A 7,127-nucleotide genomic window follows, 5' to 3' on the forward strand; every position below is an offset into this window, starting at 1 on the left:
TGATAGGCAATTATAAGGTACGTTCAACCGAGCATGTCATGCGCGTGATGGACAGCTTTGCGTGGCTGTCGCAAGCGGTATTGTTTGTGGTATTGGGGCTATTGGTCACGCCATCAAACGTTCTTAATGTCTGGCATTATTCGGTGGCGATAGCGGCGTTCATGATCTTCGTTGCCCGTCCTATCGCGGTCTATACTAGTGTGAAACCATTTAAATTTAAAGATCGAGAGATTGGGTTTATCTCTTGGGTTGGTCTGCGCGGTGCGGTGCCCATTACCCTTGCGATTTTGCCCGTCATGGCAGGGATAGATAACGCCTTTATGCTGTTTGATATTGCGTTTGGGGTTGTGGTGCTGTCACTGATTTTGCAAGGCACGACCATTCCTACTATGGCGAATTTATTTAAGGTACGTATTCCAACCAATAAAGATCCCAAAGAAGAACATGAGGTTTGGGTATCGGATAAGGCGAGTATTACCTTATACGAGTTTGAGGCGCAATCAGGCGCATTTGCTATTGGCCGCCATCCTATGGGTATCTCTAAAGGCATTAGCCCTGATGAGATCAGTATATTTGCGCTGGTGCGCGGTCAACAAATCGTCGTCGTTGATGAAAATACGAAAATAAAATTTGGTGATAGTGTTTGGTACGCCATGCGAGGTAATCATGCGAGCAAAATTGCCAAGATTTTTAATGACACAACGTTAGATCGTAAGGCGATCGATGATTTTTATGGTGATTGGCTACTGTCGCCTAGTGTGAAACTTGGCGATTTGCCATTTTTTTCAGAAGCCATGGTCGCCAAACCTTTGGTAAAAACGCTGAAAACGACCGAAGCAGACAGTACCAAAGATATGTGGGAGCAAACGGTTGCTGAATATGTGACCTCACACTTAGGTACTGCACCAGTCTCAGGCGATACAGTCGTGGTGAATGATGAATGGTCACTGGTCATCAAGGAAGTAGGCGAAAAAGGTAAGCTTAGAAGCATTGGTCTCAAGCATCAACAACCGTCTGTCGCAGTGCAGTGATATTCGTATTTTCTTTATAGTAAGTTCATCATTTTATGTAGAAAGTCAGCGGTTTGTTTTTGCTGATTTTCCCGATATGCCCAGTGGTGCTCGACGTCGTAGCTTGCTTCATTGGGCAGGAGTATTTTCATCAGTCCCATGCCCTCATAACGTCTCGCCAAATCACGCGGTAAGTAGCCAACATGATAGCCTGCAAGGATCAGCTGCGCTGTCGCTTCCATATGATAGGTGGTGGCGCTCAAGGTTTTGGGGCGGATATGATTGATATGATGCTCGACCACGTAGCCCCTTTTTATCCACGGACAATTCTGCTCTAAATCCTCAAAAGTCAATCCTTCTGAGTTATAAAATAGCTTATGCTCACGTCCGCAGCAGACCACTTGTTTTTCGACAAATGCTGGCTTAAACGTCAGTAACGGCGGAAAGCTACCAAAATAACCCACACCAATGTCACTCTCGTTACTTAAGAGCTTTTCTAGCATGCTCTCAGGGCTATGCACATCGATAGAAGGTGGTGTTCTAAAAAGTATGCTGACATCAGACATAGCCATCATTGATATAAAAGAATACCAAATCAAACACTTTTAAGTGATTATCGAGCTTCTTAGAGAAACAACAGGTTCTTCTAATGGCTCGTTTTAGTCGGTGTCTAAGACGGCAATTATTGCCTTCAATACCTATCGTATGCTGTTTGCCAACTTGTTTGTTATCTGGTTTAAAGGCCGTTATGAGACTGTCCCAATTGTCCATGCTAATAGAGTCATAGCTCACTTTAAGTTGCTTAAGACGCGCTCTTAGTTTCTGAGCCGTTTTTAAGTCGCGTTTGCCCCAAACATAAGCGACAATCTCATTAGTAGCCCGGTCATAAGCGTAGATGAGCCAGACTTTACGCTTCTTGCGATATACGTAAGTCTAAAACTCATCAACTTCTAAGCGTTCATAGTAGCGCTTATTAGGCAGGATCTTATAAACGGATGAGCTTATGGTGCTGAGCACTTTACCAATACTCACCGAGGTAATGATGGCTATGTCTCTAACACCGCAGCCTCGAGCAGTCATCAGCCGTATGATGTCTTCTATTTGAGAGTGACAGCCTTGGTAGCTTAAGGCATGGTCACCAATGAATTGTCGTTTGCAGTCCTTACATTGGTAGTTCTGCTTGCCATAGCTTTTTATACCATTTTTCTTTAGACTAAGACTGTGACAGTCGGGGCAATTGATCTGTATTTGTGTCTTCATAACCTCAAATATATCATTTTGCTTCGGCTGTCACCCTTCCTTTATTACCCCAGCATACTTTTTGATACACCACCTTATATTGTACTGAGTGTTGAGTGACTGTTCAATTAAAAGCCCTATCCATTCAATAAAGTAGACAATCTGATAAAGTAGAATGAGAGGCACGATGCTTAAGTATTTTCTGTCATTAACTGGCTGATGATTTCCATAACAAACTGTCTATTAAACTGAAAATAGCAAAACCCCTTCATAGAATGGTCGCTCTATGAAGGGGTTTTGCTTGTAGGCTTATGCAATTCGCTAAGCGATTAGGCAAGTGATTACCACATCAAATCGTCTGGAATCACATAAGCGGCGTAAGGATCATCTTCTTCTGGCGTGTCTTCAGCGGTATCGTTGGACACGACCATAAACCCTTCCATTTTTGTATCGATACGATCTGCGAGTGGGCGCGGCAGTAACGCGTAGCTGTCCTCTAAGCGTGCAATTACGACATGACCGGCGACGATTTGATCGTATAGCTTTTGCGTGATGGATATTTTTTTCACTTTAGACGCATCGACGAATTGATAGCTAACGTCACCATCCGTATCGGCTATCTGATGCTGCTTAATCATTTGAATGATGTTAGCCCTCAGCGCCTTTTCTTCTAAAGCTTGCTGTTTTTGCTGATTGAGCTTTTGGTCTTTCTCAAGCTTTTGCGCTTGAGCCTCTGCCAATGCTTTTTTGGTCTCTAAACTCTCTGAGTCGCCAATACGCTTGGCATGCTGCGTTTGCTTGCTGATTTTTTTGGCTTTTTTACTATCGACCAATCCAGCCTTTAATAGTTGAGCCTGTAGGGCGTTCTTTGCCATAATTCAATCACCTAAATAACGATACGTAAGTCTTAAATACTGAATCATAAATACTAAAAGAGGTATTGTAGCAAACTTTACTAACGCTTGTGGTTAGACAATGACCAGAGTTCATCGGGGGGTTAAGACAATACTCTTGTAAACTATATAAAATAATAGTGCTAGTACGTTTGTGATTTTACAAAAGCGTGTACATCGCTGGATGAAACCGACCAAATTGGGTATCATCAAATTAAGAGAGCGGTTTTTAGAAACATCTCCAAACAATGGGCATAGCTTGGTCATATATAACAAGCTGTATGGGATTAAATAACATATCTAAGGACAGATTATGACAACATCACAGCACATTCTAGCCTGTATTGACGGCTCAGCAGTGACTGAATCGGTTTGTGACTATGCCGCATGGTATGCCAGCAAACTGAACTTGCCTGTTGGGTTGCTGCATGTCAGCGACGTCCCTGCTTCAGTCAGACGTGATCTGTCAGGCGCGATAGGGATAAACAGTCGCCAGTTTTTGTTAGAAGAGTTGTCCCAGCTAGATGAGCAAAGGGCAAAAGTCGTCAATAGCTATAGCAACGCCTTAGTACAAGATGCAAAAAGCCATATCAAAGACAGCTTTGCGGATGTCAATGTGCGCATTTATCAACGTCATGGTAAATTGCTTCCTAGCATCGAGCATTTCAAAGAAGAAAATCGCGCGATCGTCATGGGCCGCCGCGGCGAAGACCACAAAAATAGCCGCATCAATATCGGCAGCCAAATCGAAACGGTAGCTCGCGCATCGGATATCCCTATCCTGATTTGCTCAGAGACTTTTAAAGAGCCTAGCTCATATATGATTGCTTTTGATGGTAGCAAGACCTCTATAAAAGCGGCATGGATGGTGTCAAAAAGCCCATTATTGAAAGGTTTGAAAGGTCATATCGTGATGGTCGGTAATCACAATGATGCTGCCAAGCAAAGCATGAGCGCGGCTGCTGCAAAATTGGAAGATGCAGGTTATATCGTTGAGGCGCATCATCTGTCTGCTTCTGATGCGGTCGATGGGTTATTAACGTTTCAAGTCGACAACGATATTGACATCATGGTGGTCGGTGCTTATGGACACTCTAAATGGCAGCAGTTGTTCCTTGGTAGTACAACGACAGAGATCATTGCGAGCACATTGTCTCCGGTGATTCTGGTACGCTAATGGATGCATTAATAAATTGTCATGAGTCGCTTGTTTTTCGATAAAGCGACACTAAATTAAGGCCGTGCCTTGTTCGAGACACGAGCGAGCAGTGTATCGCTCTCAGCAGCGCAATATTCATAAAGAGGATTGGTTATTGATCTTTTAGATAACCAATCTATATCTCATAACGGCTCACTTGCTGACGCCACTCATTCTATCTTTGGAACCCCTTATGCGTATCAATGCAGATTTTTCACGTCGTGCTTCGCTAGCACCTGAAGACCACGGGTGGGTCAAATCACCACAGAATGGCGTGGAGCGAGTGATGCTTGACCGCATCGGTGAAGAGAAGGCTCGTGCGACGAGCCTAGTACGTTATGCACCGAACTCTTATTTTCCGCACCATCAGCATCCAGGCGGCGAGGAGATACTCGTATTGTCAGGGACTTTTTCTGCAGACGATACCCATTATCCGGCAGGTTGGTACGTGCGCAATCCACCAGCATCCGGTCATAGGCCTTATAGTGATGAAGGCGCAGTGATTTTCGTTAAACTACGGCAGATGTCACCTGAAGAAGCGCAGCATGTGGCCATCGACACTCACGATAGCGCCAATTGGCAGCGACAAGGTGACCGTGACGTTTGTCCTCTGTTCTCAGATGATGTCGAGCAGGTGAGCTTGCAACGTATAGAGGCAGGCGAGTTGTTATTCAATGAGCCAATCCTTAATGGCGCAGAGCTGTTAGTCATTGCAGGCGAGCTGGTAGATGATGACCGAGTCTATCAGCGTTGGGGGTGGTTACGTCTGCCTGCAGGTGAGTACGCGCAAATCACAGCAGGACGAGAGGGCGCGACGATATATCTAAAAACAGGGCATCTCAGCCAAGTAGTGGGCTTGGAAATAAATGAAGCCTAGATAAAACTTGTGGAAAGTACTGTATCAATTGTCTAAATAATCGGTAAACGTAATATCCAACACATCAATCTTTCATATTCAATGTGTTAGATGCGCTGTAGGCAGTATCTTGAATATAGTCAATTCTCTATAAAAGAGTGACAGCGTTAACCTCACTTGAATTATCACATATACATCTGCGCTCGGTTGCTTTGTATTTCTTTTAAACTGAATCAACTATATCATCTGACATCCGCCAATCGTATTTTAATATTGAAAACGCTTCCGAAATGGAGACGTTTTTTATGCTATTTATTCAGTTGTTTTGAGATATAGTTGATAGTGTTCAATGATAAAGAGTTTATGCAGTTGGCTCGACTGTGTCACGCGTGCCTTTGATTATTTTATAGCAGACAAGCGCCACCATGACCATCGGCTGTCTTACTGCTCAAACGAACTGATTATTTATAAGTTCAAAAAAAATTACTGTCGTTTCGCGGTCGATAATATGGCAGGGTATATCGACTTTATCAAAAATCGCATCACCACGTTTCTAACCTTACTTGAGCTATCCATGGCATTTCACAGAATGTTACTCAAGCTAGACGATTGTCCAGAATTTCACGATGTGTTAGTAGGCTTTGATGTTCAAAGCTTTTATCAAGCCTTACATACACGCGCCAATCACCTCATTAATAGCGGTGCTCAGCTGGTCGTTGATTTCTTCTACTTCAGATTTTGCTGAGAGGTAATCTTTATCTACAACCGAGCACTTTTATACTAGGCGTTTTTGGTCTCAAAGTCAGCCAGCATCTCTGTGATTAGCTGGTCTTTTTTGTGCCATACCTGCTCAACCCAGTCAAACATCTGCGCTTTTACCGCGTCATTTGTTTCATAACCACCATTTTTGATTGCCGTAAATAAGTCTTCAGGTATTTCGATATGACGCACATCGACGCCTAGACGTTTGATGTTGCCTTTCCATAAGTCACTATAAGTGGGTATGCCGTCAGGATAGACGATCGTCATGTCCAAGATACCATCGATCTCTGAGCCTAGGGCGCTCAAAGCAAGTGATAATCCGCCAGCACGGGGCTTGAGCAAGTGCTTATATGGTGAGTTTTGTTTGTCACGTTTGCTAGGGGTGAAGCGCGTTCCTTCCAAATAATTTAGCAAAGTGAAAGGCTTGTCTTTGAGTAGCGCACAGGCTCGTTTGGCCTCTTCGATATCTTTACCTTTTAAAGCAGGATTTTTGGCAATGGCTTCTTTAGAGTGTCGTCGCATCATAGGGAAGTCGAGAAAGTAGAAAGCCTGCCCAATCACCGGAATATAGATAAGCTCAAACTTGGTAAAAAAGCGCGTCAATGGTAGGCGCTTTTCACTGATATATTGCATGATGCTGGTATCGACCCACGATTGGTGATTGCTGATCAGCAGGTATTGACCGTCTGTGTGTACATCATCAGGCAAGCTTATACGCCAGTCTTTACGTGGTAGGATATTGTCGATGACGGCATTGTTACTGTTGATCCAGTAATTGGTGACATCGATAACGGCTTTGTCAGCGATAGCAGCTCCAGTGATGGCTTTGGCAGCGCCCATTATCCATACAGGAGGTCCTGCCAAGATACTATTAAAGGTAATCACACCCGTGGCTGTGGTGAGTGATGCGGCTTTGCCCAGTTTTGGGGCGCGTTCATGTAGTTTTTGAACGATTGATTTCAATCGCATAGTAAGTCCTTTTTCTCATACCAGTGATGAGGTATTGATAATATTACTGCATGATTTTAGCAGAAATAAATCTCAGTGTATGAGTGTTAACAACAAATAATACACAGCACTTCTAGTGAAAAGTATTATTTTTGCCATAAAAAAGCGTACTAAGGCATGACCTTGTAAATACTCCATTCTTAACACAACATCATCGTAGA

General features: G+C 43.6%; 7 protein-coding genes and 1 pseudogene. 4 read left to right on the forward strand and 4 right to left on the reverse strand.

Annotation, left to right across the window (positions count from 1 at the left end; translation table 11 throughout):
* A partial coding sequence (locus AS194_RS12750) for a potassium/proton antiporter (RefSeq protein WP_152978646.1) occupies nucleotides 1-1,031 on the forward strand: 1,031 nt, incomplete at its 5' end.
* A 14-nt stretch (nucleotides 1,032-1,045) separates the two neighbouring features.
* Here AS194_RS12750 and AS194_RS12755 read toward each other — a convergent pair.
* The 3 genes and pseudogenes from AS194_RS12755 to AS194_RS12770 form a co-directional block, all read right to left on the reverse strand.
* Nucleotides 1,046-1,576, reverse strand: coding sequence for a substrate-binding domain-containing protein (locus tag AS194_RS12755; protein ID WP_227511659.1), 531 nt, complete (start codon nucleotides 1,574-1,576; stop codon nucleotides 1,046-1,048).
* Nucleotides 1,569-2,270, reverse strand: a pseudogene (locus AS194_RS13560) (IS1 family transposase). Before AS194_RS13560 ends, AS194_RS12755 begins: the two are co-directional and overlap by 8 nt.
* 320 nt (nucleotides 2,271-2,590) lie before the next feature.
* Nucleotides 2,591-3,124, reverse strand: coding sequence for a DUF2058 domain-containing protein (locus AS194_RS12770; RefSeq protein ID WP_058025874.1), 534 nt, complete (start codon nucleotides 3,122-3,124; stop codon nucleotides 2,591-2,593).
* Nucleotides 3,125-3,455: 331 nt separating this feature from the next.
* Here AS194_RS12770 and AS194_RS12775 point away from each other — a divergent pair, with 331 nt between their 5' ends.
* From AS194_RS12775 to AS194_RS13840, 3 genes are all read left to right on the forward strand, one after another.
* On the forward strand, nucleotides 3,456-4,319 hold the full coding sequence (locus AS194_RS12775; RefSeq protein ID WP_058025876.1) for a universal stress protein: 864 nt from the start codon (nucleotides 3,456-3,458) through the stop codon (nucleotides 4,317-4,319).
* Nucleotides 4,320-4,533: 214 nt separating this feature from the next.
* On the forward strand, nucleotides 4,534-5,217 hold the full coding sequence (locus AS194_RS12780) for a cupin domain-containing protein (RefSeq protein WP_058025877.1): 684 nt from the start codon (nucleotides 4,534-4,536) through the stop codon (nucleotides 5,215-5,217).
* Nucleotides 5,218-5,704: 487 nt separating this feature from the next.
* Nucleotides 5,705-5,941, forward strand: a complete 237-nt coding sequence (locus AS194_RS13840; protein WP_200960365.1) for a hypothetical protein — start codon at nucleotides 5,705-5,707, stop codon at nucleotides 5,939-5,941.
* Between the two features lie 35 nt (nucleotides 5,942-5,976).
* Here AS194_RS13840 and AS194_RS12790 read toward each other — a convergent pair whose 3' ends face one another.
* Nucleotides 5,977-6,927 carry an acyltransferase gene (locus tag AS194_RS12790; protein ID WP_058025880.1) on the reverse strand — a complete coding sequence of 317 codons (951 nt, stop codon included), beginning with the start codon at nucleotides 6,925-6,927 and terminating at the stop codon, nucleotides 5,977-5,979.
* Between the last annotated feature and the right edge of the window lie 200 nt (nucleotides 6,928-7,127).

Origin of the sequence: Psychrobacter piscatorii (assembly GCF_001444505.1) — a bacterium.
Taxonomy (GTDB): Bacteria; Pseudomonadota; Gammaproteobacteria; order Pseudomonadales; family Moraxellaceae; genus Psychrobacter; species Psychrobacter piscatorii_B.

Coding starts and splice junctions, on each gene's coding strand:
- AS194_RS12755 (WP_227511659.1), bottom strand. CDS start 1,576: ATGTCTGATGTCAGCATACTTTTTAGAACACCACCTTCTATCGATGTG.
- AS194_RS12770 (WP_058025874.1), bottom strand. CDS start 3,124: ATGGCAAAGAACGCCCTACAGGCTCAACTATTAAAGGCTGGATTGGTC.
- AS194_RS12775 (WP_058025876.1), top strand. CDS start 3,456: ATGACAACATCACAGCACATTCTAGCCTGTATTGACGGCTCAGCAGTG.
- AS194_RS12780 (WP_058025877.1), top strand. CDS start 4,534: ATGCGTATCAATGCAGATTTTTCACGTCGTGCTTCGCTAGCACCTGAA.
- AS194_RS13840 (WP_200960365.1), top strand. CDS start 5,705: ATGGCAGGGTATATCGACTTTATCAAAAATCGCATCACCACGTTTCTA.
- AS194_RS12790 (WP_058025880.1), bottom strand. CDS start 6,927: ATGCGATTGAAATCAATCGTTCAAAAACTACATGAACGCGCCCCAAAA.